Annotated in this window: 14 protein-coding genes and 1 pseudogene; 5 read left to right on the plus strand and 10 right to left on the minus strand. The window is 63.8% G+C overall.

The annotated features are described in order from the left end of the window. Window positions 1-89 precede the first annotated feature (89 nt). Together ACEWPL_RS16080 and ACEWPL_RS16085 are read right to left on the minus strand one after the other, a co-directional pair. The gene (locus ACEWPL_RS16080) at window positions 90-350 is read right to left on the minus strand and encodes a succinate dehydrogenase assembly factor 2 (RefSeq protein ID WP_393929110.1); all 261 of its coding nucleotides are present in this window, start codon (window positions 348-350) and stop codon (window positions 90-92) included. Next, entirely contained in the window at window positions 334-744 is a 411-nt protein-coding gene (locus tag ACEWPL_RS16085; RefSeq protein WP_393929108.1) for a helix-turn-helix domain-containing protein, read from the minus strand. Before ACEWPL_RS16085 ends, ACEWPL_RS16080 begins: the two co-directional genes overlap by 17 nt. A gap of 97 nt (window positions 745-841) precedes the next feature. On the opposite strand from ACEWPL_RS16085, the gene ACEWPL_RS16090 reads away from it, so the two are divergent. Beyond that, window positions 842-2044 (plus strand): pyridoxal phosphate-dependent aminotransferase, encoded by a 1203-nt coding sequence (locus ACEWPL_RS16090; RefSeq protein ID WP_393929106.1) that lies wholly within the window; start codon window positions 842-844, stop codon window positions 2042-2044. A 22-nt stretch (window positions 2045-2066) separates the two neighbouring features. Then, window positions 2067-2471 (plus strand): hypothetical protein, encoded by a 405-nt coding sequence (locus tag ACEWPL_RS16095; RefSeq protein ID WP_393929104.1) that lies wholly within the window; start codon window positions 2067-2069, stop codon window positions 2469-2471. A gap of 6 nt (window positions 2472-2477) precedes the next feature. Here ACEWPL_RS16095 and ACEWPL_RS16100 read toward each other — a convergent pair whose 3' ends face one another. Then, entirely contained in the window at window positions 2478-3830 is a 1353-nt protein-coding gene (locus ACEWPL_RS16100) for an MATE family efflux transporter (protein WP_393929102.1), read from the minus strand. Window positions 3831-4267: 437 nt separating this feature from the next. On the opposite strand from ACEWPL_RS16100, the pseudogene ACEWPL_RS16105 reads away from it, so the two are divergent. Continuing rightward, window positions 4268-5179: pseudogene (locus ACEWPL_RS16105) on the plus strand (DASS family sodium-coupled anion symporter); the annotation flags it as partial. Further along, complete coding sequence (locus ACEWPL_RS16110) at window positions 5176-5937, plus strand: malate dehydrogenase (RefSeq protein WP_393929100.1); 762 nt, start codon at window positions 5176-5178, stop codon at window positions 5935-5937. The pseudogene ACEWPL_RS16105 and the gene ACEWPL_RS16110, both read left to right, overlap by 4 nt. Window positions 5938-5966: 29 nt before the next feature. Here ACEWPL_RS16110 and ACEWPL_RS16115 read toward each other — a convergent pair whose 3' ends face one another. The 6 genes from ACEWPL_RS16115 to cydD all read right to left on the minus strand — a co-directional run bounded on the left by ACEWPL_RS16115 (window position 5967) and on the right by cydD (window position 13294). After that, window positions 5967-6944 carry an SLAC1 anion channel family protein gene (locus ACEWPL_RS16115; RefSeq protein ID WP_393929098.1) on the minus strand — a complete coding sequence of 326 codons (978 nt, stop codon included), beginning with the start codon at window positions 6942-6944 and terminating at the stop codon, window positions 5967-5969. Window positions 6945-7010: 66 nt separating this feature from the next. Further along, on the minus strand, window positions 7011-7151 hold the full coding sequence (gene cydX, locus ACEWPL_RS16120; RefSeq protein ID WP_393929096.1) for a cytochrome bd-I oxidase subunit CydX: 141 nt from the start codon (window positions 7149-7151) through the stop codon (window positions 7011-7013). Window positions 7152-7166: 15 nt separating this feature from the next. After that, window positions 7167-8330, minus strand: coding sequence for a cytochrome d ubiquinol oxidase subunit II (gene cydB, locus ACEWPL_RS16125; protein ID WP_393929092.1), 1164 nt, complete (start codon window positions 8328-8330; stop codon window positions 7167-7169). Between the two features lie 5 nt (window positions 8331-8335). After that, window positions 8336-9946, minus strand: coding sequence for a cytochrome ubiquinol oxidase subunit I (locus ACEWPL_RS16130; protein ID WP_393929090.1), 1611 nt, complete (start codon window positions 9944-9946; stop codon window positions 8336-8338). Between the two features lie 124 nt (window positions 9947-10070). Further along, a complete protein-coding gene (locus ACEWPL_RS16135; protein ID WP_393929087.1) occupies window positions 10071-11708 on the minus strand; it encodes an amino acid ABC transporter ATP-binding/permease protein in 1638 nt (545 codons plus the stop codon). Then, window positions 11705-13294 (minus strand): thiol reductant ABC exporter subunit CydD, encoded by a 1590-nt coding sequence (gene cydD / locus ACEWPL_RS16140; protein WP_393929085.1) that lies wholly within the window; start codon window positions 13292-13294, stop codon window positions 11705-11707. Before cydD ends, ACEWPL_RS16135 begins: the two co-directional genes overlap by 4 nt. 187 nt (window positions 13295-13481) lie before the next feature. On the opposite strand from cydD, the gene ACEWPL_RS16145 reads away from it, so the two are divergent. After that, window positions 13482-13979, plus strand: coding sequence for an RrF2 family transcriptional regulator (locus ACEWPL_RS16145; protein WP_393929083.1), 498 nt, complete (start codon window positions 13482-13484; stop codon window positions 13977-13979). Between the two features lie 131 nt (window positions 13980-14110). Here the strand turns inward: ACEWPL_RS16145 and ACEWPL_RS16150 are convergent, their stop codons facing one another. Further along, window positions 14111-15049, minus strand: coding sequence for a hypothetical protein (locus ACEWPL_RS16150; RefSeq protein ID WP_393929081.1), 939 nt, complete (start codon window positions 15047-15049; stop codon window positions 14111-14113). Window positions 15050-15742: the final 693 nt, after the last annotated feature.

Raw genomic sequence — 15742 nt, forward strand, 5'->3', positions numbered from 1 at the left:
TGACCCAAATTGCCGAACAATCGGTTAAACGGCGCCCATAAAACGCTTTTACCGATAAAATGCGATGTATTTCCAGAAAACCGTGCCGATCACACGGTATCCGGGACCGACGCAATATCGTCGATCATGGCGCTATACTGCGCGGGCGGCGGCACCTGGCCGCTGACCCATTGGTAGAGATCCTGATCATTCTCCTCCAGCAACGCGTCATAGAGATCAAGCTGCTCGTCGCTCAGCCCTTCCAGCCGGGCGCGCGAATAGCGCATCAACAGGATATCCATCTCGCGGATGCCCCGCCGCATGGAACGCATGGTCAGCCGTCGCAGGCGGATCTCACGCGTCTCCGGCATCTTCATCCCTCAGCAATTCATGCAGCTCTTCCTCGACGCGGGCCAGCCGCTCGGAATTCAGCTTCATCTGGGCGGAAATCGCGCGGATTTCATCAAGCAGCTGATGACTGCCGCGCACATAGCTGGTCGCCTCGCCCGGCTCGCCCGGCCCGTCGCCATCGCCGGTCAGCAGCCACAGCAACGACACGTTCAGAAGGCCTGCCAGCATCGACAGGCGCATAGCGCGCGGGCCGCGCACGTCGTTCTCCCAATCGTCCAGCGTCTTTTTCTTGACGCCCAGCCGCTTGGCCAGCTGCGCCTGCGTCATGTTCGCCAGCTCGCGCGCGCCAGCCAGACGATCGCCAAATGTCGTTGCATCGGGGTCGAACCACTTCTCGGCGGTATCGTCATCCATTCTCGTCATCTCCCTGCGTGGTGCTGTTAACGCGCTTGATCCGTCTTGCTTGGCAACCTAGAACAGCGACGCGCAACTTTCAAATCCGGAGACCGACATGATCACCCTGTCCGCGACATTGTCGCGCGTGAAACCCTCGCCCACCATCGCCGTCAGCACCAAGGCGCGCGAATTGAAGGAGGCCGGGCGCGACGTGATCGGCCTTGGCGCCGGAGAGCCGGATTTCGACACGCCCGAAAACATCCGCGAGGCGGGCAAGCGCGCCATCGACGAGGGCAAGACGCGCTACACTGCCCCCGACGGCATCCCCGAGCTGAAGAAGGCCATCTGTGCCAAGTTCAAGCGCGACAACGATCTGGATTACACCCCCGCGCAGGTCAGCGTCGGCACGGGCGGCAAGCAGATCCTCTACAATGCGCTGATGGCCACGCTGAACCCCGGTGACGAGGTGGTCATCCCCGCGCCCTATTGGGTCAGCTACCCCGACATGGTGCTGCTGGCGGGCGGCGAGCCTGTCTTTGTCGAGGCGGGCATGGATACCGCCTACAAGATCACCGCAGATCAGTTGGAGGCCGCGATCACCGACAAGACCAAGTGGTTCATCTTCAACTCGCCCTCGAACCCCACCGGCGCAGGCTATACCTGGGACGAGCTGAAGGCGCTGACCGATGTGCTGCTGCGTCATCCCCAGGTGCTGGTGATGACGGACGACATGTATGAACACCTCGTCTTCGGTGACTACAAATTCTGCACCCCCGCCCAAGTCGAGCCGAAGCTTTATGATCGCACCCTGACCTGCAATGGCGTCTCCAAGGCCTACGCGATGACCGGCTGGCGCATCGGCTATGCCGCCGGCCCCGAGCAGATCATCAAGGCGATGGGCAAGATCCAGAGCCAGAGCACGTCCAACCCCTGCTCGATCAGCCAATGGGCCGCAGTCGAGGCACTGAACGGCACGCAGGACTTCATCCCCAAGCATAACGAGATCTTCCAGCGCCGCCGCGATCTGGTCGTCTCGATGCTGAACGAGGCGGAGGGCATCGAATGCCCGATGCCGGAGGGCGCGTTTTACGTCTATCCCTCCATCAAGGGCTGCATCGGCAAGACGGCACCCAGCGGCACCAAGATCACCGATGACGAGATTTTTGCCACAGAACTGCTCGAGGCCAAGGGTGTTGCCGTGGTATTCGGCGCGGCATTTGGTCTGTCGCCCAACTTCCGCGTCAGCTACGCTACCTCAGACGAGGCGCTGAAAGAGGCGTGCACGCGCATTCAGGACTTCTGCAAAAACCTGAGCTGACACCCGAAAGGAGACGCGGAACATGGCCGGAGAGCTGCCTGATTACTATTTCAGGGTGCGCGAAAACGGCGCCTTCGTGTTCCGCGTCGACACCGAAAACCGGCAGCGCCGGATCGACCTCGACCAGATCGCGGTTGTCAATATCCGCAAGGGCGAAGTCAAGCCGCATGGCGAGCGCGAACTGACCGAGGAAGACACCGCCGTCATCAACGAGTGGATGGCCGAGCGACTGGAACTGCTGGAATACCGCGATATCGACGATATCCACCGCGCGGTGGACTACCTCAACACCACCGCGCATTGGGTGCAATCGAAGGCCACGGATGAGCAACTGGAGGCCGTCACCGACGCGCTCTTGCTGGCGATGCACGATCTGCGCACGGTTCTGGTGCGAAAGAAGGCCGACCGCCTGCTGGGCGACACCTGAGCGCGCTCAGATCAGCCAGCGCCCCGTCCAGCGCCAGAACCTGAGGCCCAGCATGCCGGAGGCCGCCGCAAGGCCGATGGCCAGCCCGATCCAGACACCGACACCGCCAAGGCCCAGCGGAAAGCCCAGCAGGTAGCTGGCCGGAATCCCGATCACCCAATAGCTGACGGCGGCGATCACCATCGGCGCGCGCGTGTCACGCACCGCCCGCAAAAGGCCCAGCGCCATCACCTGCCCCGCATCGGCCACCTGAAAGAGGGCTGCCGACGCCAGAAGGCCCGTGCCAATGGCAATGACCGCGGCGCGGTCCGGCTCCTCCGGGTCCAGAAAGACGGCGATCAGCCATTCCGGCACCGCGATAAAGGCGACCACCGTCAGCAGCGCAAAAACCCCCGACACCGCCACCGCCACGATCGCGCCCGAGCGCAGCGCGCCCTTGTCGCGCCGCCCATAAGCCTGCCCGGCGCGCACAGTGGCGGCATTCGACAGCCCCACATGGATCATGAAGGCAATTGAGGTCAGTTGCAGCGCGATGCCATGCGCCGCCAGCGGCAAGGTGCCCAGCCAGCCCATCATCACCGAGGAGGCGGCAAAAAGCCCCGTCTCGGCCAGATTGGTGATCCCGATGGGCCAACCCAGCCGGAACACGTCGCGCAGCGCCTCCCAATCAGGTCGCCAGACCCGCACGAAAAGCGAATGTTCGGGCGTGGCCAGGGCGACATAGATGCAAAGCGCGATCAGCGTCGCCGTGGTCACACCCAATGAGGCGATGGCCGCGCCGCGCACGCCCATCTCGGGCATACCCAGATTGCCGAAGATCAGCGCGTAATTGATCAGCGCGTTCACCGCCACGCCCCCCAGCGTCAGCCAGAGCACCACCTGCGTCCGCTCCAGCGCGGCAAGGTAGGATTTCAGCACCATCACCATCAGCGCCGGCACGATCGAGAGGCCGGCGATCACCAGGTATTCGCCCGCCAGCGCCGAGGTCTGCGGGTTCTGGTCCAGCAGCAGGAAAAGCGCCTCGGACCCGATCATGAAGGGCAGCGCCAGCCCGGCAAAGAGCAGTGATGCCCAAGCGCCCATGCGCGTGATGCGCCGCACCTGCCGCTCGTCCTCCTCGGCCACGGCAGTGGCGACCATCGGCATCACCGCAAAGGCAAAGCCCGATCCCATGATGAAGAATACGAAGAAGAAGGTATGCGCCAGCACCTGCGCCGCCAGCGCCTCGACCCCGTACCAGCCCAGCATGACGGAATCCGTCAGGTGAATCGCCATCTGCGCCAGATGACTGCCGATCAGCGGCATGCCCAGCACCAGAAGGGACTTGGCGTCACGGCGATAAGAAGGGACGGTGTGCATTGGGGACATGTCTATGGTCTCAGCCCGAAACGGCGCGGCTGGGGCCACGCCCGGACCAGACCTGCGCAGACCAGCGGCATGCAATGACTGCGCTGGTATCGGTGCTCATCATGCATGCTCCTCCCCCATTCCGCGCAACTGTGCGGCACGGCTCCATCCCCATCCCGGCCCAAGGAAAGCCCGCATTTCACCCTGATTGTCAATGATGTCGGGCCAGGCGCGTGGACCAAAACCGCCCCCCCTCACCCCTAGGCCGCCGCGTCCAAGCGCCCGTGAATTGATCAGGGTCAAGGCGCCGCGCAGGTGCAGCAATACCCTGCATCAGGGGAAACGAGCCATTCGAAAGCGGCCCCTGCAGACACGCAGGGCGCTGACCAAACTGGAGACCGGGATGATATTCGAGACGCAAAGCGATGCCATGACGAAGCTCCGACGACGCGACGCGCCACAAGGTGGGCGCGTATCTGATGCAGACGGCCTTCCAGTGCAACGTCATCACCTCGGCGATGTTCATTACCGCGATGGCGGGCAATCCGCTGGCGGTGCAACTGGCCGGCGACCAGGGGGTCGAGCTGACCTGGGCAGGCTGGGCCATTGCCGCTTTCGTGCCCGGTATCGTCTGCCTTGCCGTGATCCCGCTGGTGGTGGGCCGGCTTACGCCGCCCCAGATCACCCAGACGCCGGATGCCGTCACCGTCGCGCGGGAGGGCCTGAGGGAAATGGGGCCCGTCAGCCGCAATGAATACATGATGGGCGCGATCTTTGTCGGGCTGCTGTCCCTGTGGATCGCGGGCCAGCCCCTTTTCGGGATCGGCACGGGTCTGGCGGCGGCGCTGGGGGTCAGTGCCATGCTGATCCTGGGCATCATCACTTGGGACGACGCGCTCAGGGAGAAGGCGGCGTGGAACACTATGGTCTGGATCGGCCTGCTGATCATGATGGCAAGCAAGCTGAAGGATTACGGCCTGATCGACTGGTTCAGCGGTGAGATGAGCGGCCTTCTTGCCGGTCTGTCACCGGCTGTCGCGCTTGTCGTCGTCGTGGTGATCTATTTCTATGCGCATTACTTCTTTGCCAGCGCCACCGCACATATCGGGGCGCTTTATGCCGCCTCCCTCGCGACGCTGATCGCGGCGGGCGTCGATCCCTTCATCTCGGCCATCGCGCTGGCCTGCATGTCGAATGCGTTCGGGTGCCTGACGCAATATGCCATCGGCTCGGCCCCGGTCCTTTTCGGGGCGGGCTATGTCAGTCAGGTCGAATGGCTCCGAAACGGGTTTTTGATGAGCGTCATCTACCTCACCATATGGCTGACGGTCGGCCCGCTCTGGTGGAGCCTCATCCAATGATGACGCTTCCCAAGGTTGCTGTCATCGGCGCGGGGCTTGTCGGCGGCTCGGCGGCGCTGCTGATCCAGGCCGTGATCCCCGGCTGCGAGGTTGTCATCGTCGATATCGATCGTCAGCGCGCCGAGGGGCAGGCAATGGACATCGCCCATGCCGGCGCGCTCTGGCGGGCGGTGCATGTCCGCGCGGGTGATTACGGTGATGTCGCCGGCTCGAGCGTGATCGTGATCACGGCGGGCGTGGCGATGAAGTCCGGCCAGTCGCGCCTTGATCTGGCCAAGGCCAATCTGGAGGTGCTGACCGATATCCTCGATGCCGTCGCCGAAGGATCGCCCGACGCAACCTATGTCATCGCGACCAATCCGGTCGATGTGTTGGGCCATATCGCCCAGCGGCGGCTGGGCCTTGCCGCGGGCCGGGTGATTTCAACCGGAACGGCGCTCGATTCCGCGCGCCTGCGCAGCCTGCTGGCCGAGCGGCTGGAGATCGCGCCGGGCGCGATACATGCCTATGTGCTGGGCGAGCATGGCGACAGCTCGATGATCGACTGGTCCGGCGCGACGATCGGGGGCCGCCCCATCTCATACCGGCCTGCCCGCATGAGCGGGTCGACACCGTCGCGGATGTCTGCTGTCCCTGCTCGCCACCATCAGAGGCACGATCTATTCCGTGCCCAGCATGTCGGACGAGGACCATGCCAGGCTGGAGGCCAGCGCCAAGGTCGTGAAGGAGGCGCAGGATACGGCCATCGCCCTGGTTGAGGGCAAGTGACGCGCGCCCTGCGCCGCGCCTATTCGGGCACGCAGATCTGCCCGGCGCGCATCGCAGCGGCCGTGCGCAGGATCAGCGCGGCCACCACCGCGACCAGGAGCGCCAGTAAGCCCACGCCGATCCACCGATGCGCCTCCGATCCCGCCGCACCCGCATAGACAAAGCTGGCGATGGCCAGCGCAGCCAGCGGGAAGGACAGCGCCCACCATGACAGCGTAAAAGGCAGTTTGCGCAGCTTGGCCACCTGCGTCGCCACAATCAGGGCAAAGATATAGGCCGTGCTCAGCAGGAATTGCCCGAATGGCCCCGGCGCGCCCGCAAGGCCCATCCAGGCCGTGAAGGCCACCGCCGGAGGAGCGACGAGGATCATCAGCGTCGGCACCATCTTGCCCGGCAAGGGATCGTGAAACATCAGCCGGTTCATCACCATCGTCAGCAGCACGATCCAGAAGATCAGCCCGCCCGAGAAAAAGAGCCACGACAGCTCGATATAGCCCAGCCGCGCGCCCGCCAGCGGCACGATGACATTGCCCACCGCCGGAATGAACCAGGCGGGCGTCATCATCCCCGTCTGGAACGAGCGGTGCCCGATCCAGGCCGAGATCACCGCCAGCGCCAGACCGCCCTGCAGCAGCGTCGCAAAAAGCCATAGCGGAGCGGCCAGGGCAGGCGCAACATCCAGAAGCGCCGTCGCCAACAGCAAAAGCGAGATCGAGATCGCCGGAAAGAAGGCGATACGCACCGGGTGGTGCCATTCGGCCGCCACCTCGGCCGGGTGGCGCAGCGCCTTGGCCAGGTAGCCCGCCGTGACGGCCAGCAGCAAGGCGACCGACAGCAGCAAGGCACCATGCGAGATACCATGCGCCAGCCCGAAGGCCTGCTCGGCCGCGCGCAGCGCCAGCGTCAGACCCATCATGCCCATGCCGATGGCAAAGAAGGTCACCGGGTAATGGGCAAGCCGCGATGGCGGTGCCAGATCGGGGGATGTGACGGACATAATGAGACCTCTTTGAAATCGGCAAGGTGCGGGGCGGCAGGCAAGACCTGCCGCCTCACATCCAGATCAGTCGCGCGGCGGCTTGGCCGGTCTGGCAGACCCCTTGGTCATGACGCGCTCATCCTCTTTCAGCTCGAGCCACATGGCGTTCATCACCGCAAAGATGGCGGCCAGCGGAAGGCCGAGGATCCATGCAAAATACCACATCGGAATTTCCTTTCCTTAGTAAACAGAGTCGGAGTTTTCAGACACATCCGCATCGGTGACCTTGCCCCACAGCACCTTGTAGACCCAAGCGATATACATCAGGATCAGCGGCATGAAGATCGCCGTGGCCACCAGCATGACAAAGAGCGTCAGGTGCGACGAAGAACTGTTCCAGACCGTCAGCGACGAGCGCGGATCGCTGGAGCTGGGCATGATGAACGGGAACATCGTCAGGCCCACCGAGGAGATCACGCCAAGAATCGACATCTTGGAGAAGAGCAGCGTCGACACCTCGCGCCCGGCCCGCAGCCCCAGGAAGGTCAGCAACCCGCCCATGATGCCCATGATCGGGGCTACAACGATCCATGGGCGGTCGGTGTAAGCCGTCAGCCAGCTTGTCGACCGCTCGACCTCGAAATGCAGCGGGTTGGACGGGCCATCGGTCACATAGCTGCCGACGATGGCAAAGCCTTCGATGCCAAAGGCCAGCCATAGCCCCGCCAGTGCGTAGCCCCCCACTGCGACCAGCGCGGCAAGCGATCCGATGGCGCGGGCGCGGGCCTGCACCGGCCCCTCGGCCTTCAGCGTCAGCCACGCGCCGCCATGCATGATCAGCATCGATAGCGACACCAACCCGGCGAGGATCGAGAAGGGATCGAGCAGGCCGATGAATTTCATGTACCACGCACCCTCATAGATGGTGTGCAGATCATCGGTGAAGTGGAACGGCACGCCCTGAATCACGTTGCCCACGGCGACGCCGAATAGCAGGGCCGGCACCGCGCCACTGGCGAAGAGCGCCCAGTCCCACGTGCTGCGCCAGCGCGCATCCTCCCGCTTGGAGCGGTACTTGAAGGCCACGGGCCGCACGATGAGGGCCGCAAGGATGACAAACATCGCGAGATAAAAGCCCGAGAAGCTGACCGCGTAGAGCGGCGGCCAGGCGGCAAAGATCGCGCCGCCCCCAAGGATGAACCACACCTGGTTGCCCTCCCAGACCGGGCCGACGGTGTTGATGGTGATGCGCCGCTCGACATCCGTCTTGCCGACGAAGGGCAGTAGCGCGCCCACCCCCATGTCGAACCCGTCCGTCAGGGCAAAGCCGATCAGCAGCACACCCAGAAGGCCCCACCAGATGACACGCAACGTCTCATAGTCGATGTATTCATGCAAAATCATTGCTCTTACTCCGCAGGGTTGGCGATGGCATCGGCATTGTGCCGGCCGGCCAGTCGATTGTGGTGGCGCTCTCTCCAAGCGTCGGTTTCCTCGACATCCTGATGCGGGCCCTTGCGGATGTATTTCAGCATCAGGCCCATCTCGACGATGAAGAGGATCGTGTAGAAGATCACGAAACCCGCCAGCGTCAGCGCCACTTCGGTCATCGACAAGGCGCTGACCGACATGGCCGTGGGCAGCACGCCGTCCACGGTCCAGGGCTGGCGCCCGAACTCGGCCACGAACCAGCCCAACTCGGCTGCGATCCACGGGGCCGGGATCATCCAGACAGCCAGATGCAGCGCGGGGCGCGGAAAGTTCATGCCCTTGAACGAGGCGCGGTAGAAGAAATACCCCATCGTCGCGATGAAGCCGAAGCCAAGCGCCACCATGATGCGGAACGCCCAGAACAGCGGCCAGACCGTCGGCACCGTATCATTGGCCGCCGCCTTGATCTGCTCCTCAGTCGCGTCCAGCGGGTTCTCGACATATCTCTTCAGCAAGAAGGCATAGCCCAGATCGGCGGAATGCTCCTCGAAAGTGGCCATGACGGCAGGATCGGTTGCGTCGCGGTTCGCCCGCACCTCCAGCAGCGCCTCATAGGCGATCATGCCCGAGCGGATGCGCTCCTCGGAGGTGGCGACCAGATCGTTGATGCCCGGAATTTCCGTGGTCAGCGAGCGGGTGCCGATCAGGCCCATGGCCCAGGGGATCTCGATGGCGTAATGCGTCTCGCGCGCATCCTGGTCGGGGATGCCGACAAGGTTGAAGGGCGCGGGGGCGTCGTGTGTCTCCCACATCGCCTCGATCGCGGCCAGTTTCATCTTCTGGCTATGCGTGGCCGAGTAACCGGATTCGTCGCCCAGCAGGACCACCGAAAAGGCCGAGGCGAGGCCAAAGGCCGCCGCAACGGTGATCGACCGGCGCGCCAGCTCGGTATGGCGGCCGCGCAGCAGATACCAGGCCGAGACACCAATGACAAAGACCGAAGCCGTGACATAGCCCGCCGAGACGGTGTGAACGAATTTGGCCTGCGCCACCTCATTGAACATGACGGCGAAGAAATCGGTCATCTCCATGCGCATGGTCATCGGGTTGAATTCGGCGCCCACCGGGTTCTGCATCCAGCCATTGGCGATCAGGATCCACAGGGCCGAAAAGTTGGACCCAATGGCGACCAGCCAAGCGACGACCAGATGCGCGACCTTGCTCAGCTTGTCCCAGCCAAAGAAGAAAAGGCCGACGAAGGTCGCCTCGAGAAAGAAGGCCATGAGCCCCTCGATCGCCAAGGGCGCGCCAAAGATGTCACCGACATAGTGGCTGTAATAGCTCCAGTTCATGCCGAACTGGAATTCCATCGTAATGCCCGTGGCGACGCCCAGAACGAAGTTGATCCCGAAGAGCAGGCCCCAAAACTTGGTCATCTGCCGCCAGATCGGGCGATTTGTCATGACATAGACCGTCTCCATGATCGCCACGAGGATCGACAGACCCAGCGTCAGCGGCACGAAGAGAAAATGATACATTACCGTCACGGCAAATTGCAGTCGTGACAACTCGACAATACCGAATTCCATCCAATCAGCTCCCGCTTGCAGGCGGCGACTCGCTACCGCCCAAGAATTCCAATGTGCGAATATGTGCGCCGGGGACGGGACGGAATCCTTGACATGGGTCAATAACCAACATCGTGGATGCAACTTATTTCAGGGCGATGACCCGGTCCGCGAACTGGATCTCGGCCTTGCGGTGGGCGGCGATCAGGATCGCGGCATCCGGCAGGTAGGCGCGGATGCCGCGCAACACCGCGCGCGCGGTCGCATCGTCCAGCCCCTCGGTTGGCTCGTCCAGCAGCAGGACGCCGGGCCGCCGCAGCATCGCGCGGGCCAGGACCAGCCGCCGCCCCTCGCCGCCCGACAGGCCATCGCCGCGCCCGCCGATCATCGTGCCGAGGCCCTGCCGCGCCTCCATCAGTCGGGCCAGCCCTGCCGCCTCCAGCACCTGCCAAAGGGCGGCATCACTGCTGTTCGGCGCGGCAAGGCGCAGCGCATCAGCCACCGATCCCGACATCAGCGCACTGCGCTGCGGCAAGAGCGTGAGCGCGCGGCGCAGCGTGGCCTCGTCCCAGTCAGGAATGGGCATGTCGCCCAGTGTGATGCGCCCCGCCGCCACCGGGTGCAGACCCGCGGCGGCCAGCAGCAGCGTTGACTTGCCCACCCCGCTGGGGCCGGTCATGGCAACGGTTTCGCCCGGCTGGACGGTCAGGGACAGATCCCGAATGATGGGCGTGTGCGACCCGGCGCGGCTGAACGTCACCGCGCCAAACTGGAGCGCGCGCCCGGCAGAGGCAGCGCCCTCCGGAGCTTCCGTCACCGCGATGTCGCGCGACACTTTACGCGCGGCCTCGGCCATCCGCCCCAGATCGCCCGCCGCGCGGCGCAGAGGTGCGATCGTCTCGGACAGTGCCAGCGCCGCGAAGAAGACAAGCGCGGCGAAGGCGGGCGCAATCTCTCCCGCCTGGACCATGGTGATACCCAGCCACAGGGTTCCGGCGGCAACGACGGCCGCCAGCAACTGGAGCGCGGCCCCGGTCCACCTCTCGGCCCGGTCCTGATCGCGGCGCAGGGCAAGCCGCCGGTCATCCGCCGCCAGCACATGGGCGGATTGCGCGACAAGGTGCCCTTCTACCGCCAGATCGCGCCGCGCCCGGATCATGTCGATCAGCCGCGCCCGCGTCGCCTGCGCCGCCGCCTCGGCCCGGCGCGACAAGGGCGCCGTGCGCCGCCCGGCCCGCCAGAAGATGACTGCAGCCCCCGCGACGAAGCCGATAAAAACCCAGAGTGCGACCGGCAGGCCGACCAGCGCCCAGAGGGCGATGAACGCCGCCGCCTGCATCGCCAAACCCGCCAGAACCGGCAGGACCAGCCGCAAGGGCACGCCGTCCAGCGCGTCGATATCCGCGACAAGGCGGTTGAGCGCCTGCGCGCCCCTCAGCCGGATCATCCGGTCATGCGGGGCGGCCATCAGCCCGCTCAGCAGGCGAAGGCGCAAAGCCTCGAGCGCGCGCAGCGTCGCATGATGGGTCAGCACCCTTTCGCCATAGCGCGCCGCCGCCCGGCCCAGCGCCAGGAACCGCACCATTGCGGAGGGGCGAAAGACGTCGAAAACCGCGCCCATCCCGGCCAGCCCGGCAGCGGCGGCCGCGGTGATGAACCAACCCGAGAGGCCCAGCAGCGCCGCCCCCATCGCCAGCACCACAAAGCTGAGAAGCGCGCCCCGCGTCAGGGATACGCGCTGTTCGCGCAGGATCAGGCGAAATATCTGCCAGAGCGCCCTCATGCCGCACCTCCGATGCGAATAATGCGGTCCATCCGCGCGGCCAGCACCTCGTCATGGGTGGCTACCACCAGCGTCGCGCCGCGCGCGACCTGCGCCATCAGCCCATCGGCCACGGCCTGCGCCGTGACCGCATCCAGATCCGCCGTCGGCTCGTCCGCGAGGATCACATCCGGGCCGCCGTATATCGCGCGGGCCAGCGTCAGGCGCCGCGCCTCGCCGCCCGAGAGGCCCCCGCCCGTCTCGCCCAGCCGGGTGTTCAGACCCTTGGGCAGGCGCGCGACAACATCCGTCACGGCGGCGGCGCGCAGCGCCGCGTCCAGATCGCCTTCGCGGCCAGAGGTGAGGTTCTGGCGCAGGCTGGCATTCACGAAATGGGGTGCCTGCGGCATCCACCCGATCCGTGCGCGCCAGGCATCCGCGCTTGCGCCGTCCAGCGCGCGACCGGCCACGCTGACATGCCCCGAGGCCGGCGTGATCAGCCCCGCCATCATGCGCAGGGCCGAGGTCTTGCCCGCGCCGCTGGGCCCAATCAGCGCAACGCTTTCTCCCGGCGCGATGTCGATATCCGCCAGCGCGTGGCCGCCCGGCAAAACACAGCCCTCCAGCGAAATGGCAGCTGGACCAGCCAGAGGCGCGGCGTCGCCCCCGCGCCCCAATAGGCTGGCAGTCTCCTGACCCTGCCACGCCTCGAACTCGTCCAGAACGGCATCGGCGGCAGCCTTGTCATGCCATGCCGTCGCAAGATCCCTCAGCGGCTGGTAGAAATCGGGCGTCAGCAACAGCAGGAAAATCCCGGCCTGCGGCGTCATCGGCCCGCCCCATGTGCCAAAGCCAAGCGCCCCGAGTAGCGAGAAGCCGACATAAACGGCCACCATCGCAACGCCGATGGCCGCGAAAAGCTCGAGCACGGTAGAGGACAGGAAGGCCACGCGCAGCACCGCCATCGTGCGATTGCGCAAGTCACCCGCCTTAGCCGCGAACCCGCCGAGAACGGCCTCCCCCGCGCCCAAAAGCCGGATATCGACCAAGGCCGACAACCGCTCGACCAGAAGATCATTGAGACTGCCGACCTCGGCCATCTGCCGCTGGCTGGCCTCCTTGGCAGCCAGACCGACAAGCGCCATGAAGACAGGGATCAGCGGCCCCGAGATCGCCAGGATCAGCGCCGCCGCCCAGGATTGCGACAGCGCCAGCAGCAAGATGACCAGCGGCACCGTCATCACCCGCGCCCGCGCCGGGGCGTAGCGCGTGATATAGGGCGCAAGCAGGTCCAGCTTTTCGCTGGCTAATGCCGCGATGCTTCCGGCGCCGCCGAATGGGCCCTCCGACGCGCGGCGCGCCTCGGCCGCTATGATTTCCGTGCGCGCGGCGTGGATCACCGCCTCGGCCGCCGCCTGCGACTGCGCCTCGCTGAGCACGTTCAGCAGCGCCCGCAGCGCGCCAAGACCGGCAAAGCCCAGCGCTGCGCCCAGCGCCGATATATCGGCGCCGGTCAGCAACCCGCCCAGCGCATGCGCGACAAGCGCGGCCTGCAACGGCCAGACCAGCGCCGCCAGCGCAGACAGCAGGCCGGCGCGGCGCTGCATGGGCCGGCCCGGCTGCAGCAGTTCTTCGCGCCCCGATCCTGCCGCGGCAGATGCATCTGAAATGTCTCGCCTTGGGTGCGTCACGAGGGAAGAGCCTTAAACTTGAGTCGTTGATACCACTTATTCGCGTCTGACTGGCCATGATCTGATCTGGATCAAATACGGGGGCGGCCCGATGCCGGTAGGAATGAAAAACCGGAATCTGCAACAGAGCTTTGCCCCCATGCGCCTGACCACCCGCACCAACCTTGCCTCCCGCATCCTGATGGCCTGCGCCGTCAATGATGGGGCGCTTGTGCGCACGGCCGACATCGCCGAGAAGTGCAACGCCTCCAGCAATCATACCCAGCAGGTGGTCAACCTGCTACAAAGCAACGGTTTCGTGGAAACCATCCGAGGGCGCAGCGGCGGCTTGCGGCTGGCTCGGCCAATGGACAGGATCTCGGTCGGGCAGGTGTTCCGCGTCTTCGAGGCGTCGGTGCCATTTGCGGAATGCTTTGCCGATACGACGAATACCTGCCCGCTTGCCGATACCTGCCGCCTGCGCCATTTCATCGCGCGCGCGGTCGAGGCGTTCTATCACGAATTGGATATGGTGACGCTGGCAGACCTTGTGAAAGGCAATTGCGATCTGGCCGCGCTGCTGGACATGCGCCCTGCCCCCGCCTTGGCCTGCGCAGGATAGAGCGGCTGCTTGCCCTCGTCTGCAGCGATCCGAAACTGACCGGAACGAGCCTGTTTTTGATTAAAAACCGGGGCAAGACTTCTCGAACCCCGCGAATGGACAACAAGAAGCCCGCCGAAGCGGGCTGGTTTTCAGGAGAGCATCAGGCGACCAAGGATTACACCGAGGCTTCGCGCCGAATAACTCGGAAGGCTCCTTTGACGCGTATGATTGACGGCATCGAACGCGTCTTTCCATGTGCCTGTGCCAGCCGCTTGCCTCAGCCGTTCGATACCTGCCGAGATGTTTTCTTCGCTCATGCCTTCAATAAAAAATGGGTAGTCATATCCCAGATGTTCAACCGCGTCGCAGACATCCCGATTGACAAGCACATGCGCACCCGCGGCAGCGGCATTGAAGCCCTTGGTAAACGGTTTGAACAGTAGTCGCGGGTTACTGTCAGGATTCCGCCTGACAGCATAATGCACATTTGTTTCAGTCATTCGGTCGAGGAGGTCGTTGGACAATTGCGAGCCATCATATTGAGGTATCTCAACCCCGCGACGTGGGAGAATGGTGTTTTTCGGGATACCGAAGTACCCGACACGCAGATCAACGTCCTTGCTGAAGTCAGTCCAAACAATTCGCGGATCAGAGTGATGAATGAGTGTCTCAACCCGCGTCGGCGAGCCGGTCGCCTTTGAGTTGGGACCGTTCAATTGCGTCCGAAGCGCGTGAGTTCCCGCAATAGATGCACAAAGATGCAGATCGAAAGGATAGTCTGGCAGAGGATGGGTCGGTGCGTCGACGTGATCTACAATAAGTTTTCTCGCGCGTGCGCCAAGCCGTTCCAACTGGTCTGATGTGAAAACATTATAGGCGCGTTTCAGGAAAACCACGACAGAGCCTGCTAAATCCTCGATGATCGCATTCAAGGCTCCTGTGTTTTTGAAGTGTGGGAGCGAAGCCACCTCGAAACTCCATTTGCCGTCGATATGCTCCCGTGCAAGCTGACAGAGCTGATCACATCGCATGATCTTGGAACCGTTCGTAGCGTGTCCTTTTTTGTGCAGAAAGATTATTCGATGCATTCCGCCTCAATTCGATCCAGCGTAATTAGCTGGTTTAATAAGTAGGCGCGTCGCATTTCGGCAAGTACGACTCTCGACAGATTTCAGCGGTACCTATTCACGTAGACCATCGACCTGAATTCATCTTACCAACTGGATTTCCCAAGCGCACCTGTCAATCGAATTTCCAAGACGCTACTGCCGCGTTGAGAAAAGACGTGACGAAACAGTGCATCGGGCTCGAAGCTGACTTGCGGCAGCGCGGCCTGCTACCATGTGGCGCCGGCATAGGGCTGGTGATGGGGGGATGCGGCGGACCGGAGTAACCGCCATGCCTATCTCAAAACGGTCGTTTCTGAACGACATCGTGCGTCCGAATAAACATAGTTAGGCACAGGACTTCGGTAACGGGTCGACCCCAGTCAAGGCATTTTGCGCAAAAAGACTGATCCCGCCGAAGCAGGAGATCGGCCCTTTCTGGCGTCAGCGCCTGATCTTCACGCCGCTCTGTAATGAGGTCCTTTGGGCACATGCTTCGGTCCGTGGTCAGCGCGTGGCCGCCAACATGATGCTGGTTCGGTGCAATTCCGATGTGCCCATCTCATAAGCGTGCTTGACGGATGCCAGCGACGGTCCCGAGCACGACATCATCGGAACCACGTCCCTGCGGGACCTCGAGGGCCTGCGATCAAGCAGGCAACGAGTGCGGATCAG

The organism is Roseovarius roseus, from assembly GCF_043355935.2.
In the GTDB taxonomy this organism is placed as follows: domain Bacteria; phylum Pseudomonadota; class Alphaproteobacteria; order Rhodobacterales; family Rhodobacteraceae; genus Roseovarius; species Roseovarius roseus.

What these genes read in the sequence shown, in the direction of transcription:
- ACEWPL_RS16080 (WP_393929110.1), bottom strand. Translation starts at nt 350, where the DNA reads ATGCCGGAGACGCGTGAGATCCGCCTGCGACGGCTGACCATGCGTTCC.
- ACEWPL_RS16085 (WP_393929108.1), bottom strand. Translation starts at nt 744, where the DNA reads ATGGATGACGATACCGCCGAGAAGTGGTTCGACCCCGATGCAACGACA.
- ACEWPL_RS16090 (WP_393929106.1), top strand. Translation starts at nt 842, where the DNA reads ATGATCACCCTGTCCGCGACATTGTCGCGCGTGAAACCCTCGCCCACC.
- ACEWPL_RS16095 (WP_393929104.1), top strand. Translation starts at nt 2,067, where the DNA reads ATGGCCGGAGAGCTGCCTGATTACTATTTCAGGGTGCGCGAAAACGGC.
- ACEWPL_RS16100 (WP_393929102.1), bottom strand. Translation starts at nt 3,830, where the DNA reads ATGCACACCGTCCCTTCTTATCGCCGTGACGCCAAGTCCCTTCTGGTG.
- ACEWPL_RS16110 (WP_393929100.1), top strand. Translation starts at nt 5,176, where the DNA reads ATGATGACGCTTCCCAAGGTTGCTGTCATCGGCGCGGGGCTTGTCGGC.
- ACEWPL_RS16115 (WP_393929098.1), bottom strand. Translation starts at nt 6,944, where the DNA reads ATGTCCGTCACATCCCCCGATCTGGCACCGCCATCGCGGCTTGCCCAT.
- cydX (WP_393929096.1), bottom strand. Translation starts at nt 7,151, where the DNA reads ATGTGGTATTTTGCATGGATCCTCGGCCTTCCGCTGGCCGCCATCTTT.
- cydB (WP_393929092.1), bottom strand. Translation starts at nt 8,330, where the DNA reads ATGATTTTGCATGAATACATCGACTATGAGACGTTGCGTGTCATCTGG.
- ACEWPL_RS16130 (WP_393929090.1), bottom strand. Translation starts at nt 9,946, where the DNA reads ATGGAATTCGGTATTGTCGAGTTGTCACGACTGCAATTTGCCGTGACG.
- ACEWPL_RS16135 (WP_393929087.1), bottom strand. Translation starts at nt 11,708, where the DNA reads ATGAGGGCGCTCTGGCAGATATTTCGCCTGATCCTGCGCGAACAGCGC.
- cydD (WP_393929085.1), bottom strand. Translation starts at nt 13,294, where the DNA reads ATGCAGCGCCGCGCCGGCCTGCTGTCTGCGCTGGCGGCGCTGGTCTGG.
- ACEWPL_RS16145 (WP_393929083.1), top strand. Translation starts at nt 13,482, where the DNA reads ATGAAAAACCGGAATCTGCAACAGAGCTTTGCCCCCATGCGCCTGACC.
- ACEWPL_RS16150 (WP_393929081.1), bottom strand. Translation starts at nt 15,049, where the DNA reads ATGCATCGAATAATCTTTCTGCACAAAAAAGGACACGCTACGAACGGT.